Source organism: Pseudomonas sp. B424 (assembly GCF_055408345.1).
Genome location: NZ_JBUZTL010000070.1, coordinates 1 through 1,168, shown reverse-complemented (window position 1 = coordinate 1,168; position 1,168 = coordinate 1). Strand labels below are relative to the sequence as shown.

Below are 1,168 nucleotides of genomic sequence, written 5' to 3'. Positions count from 1 at the left end.
GGAATCTCCGAACAAGTTTTCAAATGTGCTGAAATACGCCTGACCACCTGATCCGAGCCGCCTATGAGCCAGATGAGCTTTTCCGATTTCGAATACGCCGGCAAGCGCAAGCAGACACGCCGCGAACGCTTCCTCGCCGAGATGGATCAGGTCGTGCCCTGGACGGGTCTGCTGGGCCTGATCGAGCCGTTCTACCCCAAGGCCGGTGGCGGCAGAAAACCCTATCCTCTGGAAACCATGCTGCGTATTCATCTGTTGCAGAATTGGTTTTCCCTGAGCGATCCGACCATGGAAGAAACGCTCTACGAAATCACGCCCATGCGCCAGTTTGCACGTTTGACCTTGAGCGCCCCGATACCTGAAGACACCACGATCATGAATTTCCGGCACTTATTGGAAAAGCATCAGCTTGCACCTGCAATCCTCGCGGTCATCAATGGTTATTTGCAGGGCAAAGGCATGTCTCTGCGTCAGGGCACTATCGTCGATGCCACCATTATTCATGCTCCCAGTTCGACTAAAAACGAAGAGGGAAAGCGCGACCCCGAGATGCATCAGACCAAAAAAGGTAACCAGTATTTCTTCGGAATGAAGGCCCATATTGGCGCTGATGTCGAGTCCGGCTTGGTTCATCACGTCCACGGCACCGCCGCCAACGTCGCCGATGTCACACAGGTCGCCGAGCTTTTGCATGGCGAAGAAAATGCAGTGTATGCAGACGCCGGATACACCGGCGTTGAGAAGCGTGAAGAGCATGAAAATCGTGAAGTGATCTGGCAAATCGCGGCGCGCCGCAGCACCTATTCCAAGTTGAATAAACGCAGCGTGCTCTACAAGGCCAAGCGCAAGATTGAGTACTGCAAAGCCCAGACACGGGCCAAGGTCGAACATCCGTTTCGGGTGATCAAATGCCAATTTGGGTACGTGAAAGTGCGCTTTCGTGGGCTGATGAAAAACACGGCTCAGTTGACCACATTGTTCGCCCTGTCGAACCTGTGGATGGCTCGAAAACAACTGATGGGTATGGGCGAGTTGCGCGCTTAACATGGAAAACCGGGCGAAAAACGCCCTCGATGAACACTGCATCAGGTCGTTTTGAGCAAATAGCGCTGCGTGCCGTGCAAATTACGACTTGCGGCCGCCGCGCAGCAAGTTGATCGGAGCATCC

General features: G+C 54.0%; 1 protein-coding gene. It reads left to right on the top strand.

All coding sequences use genetic code 11. The features are described from left to right. Positions 1-63 precede the first annotated feature (63 nt). A complete protein-coding gene (locus ACZRMS_RS26260; protein WP_106117533.1) occupies positions 64-1,044 on the top strand; it encodes an IS5 family transposase in 981 nt (326 codons plus the stop codon). Positions 1,045-1,168 lie beyond the last annotated feature (124 nt).

Excerpts from the sequence above, each read along its gene's own strand:
- ACZRMS_RS26260 (WP_106117533.1), top strand. The coding sequence starts at position 64 with ATGAGCCAGATGAGCTTTTCCGATTTCGAATACGCCGGCAAGCGCAAG.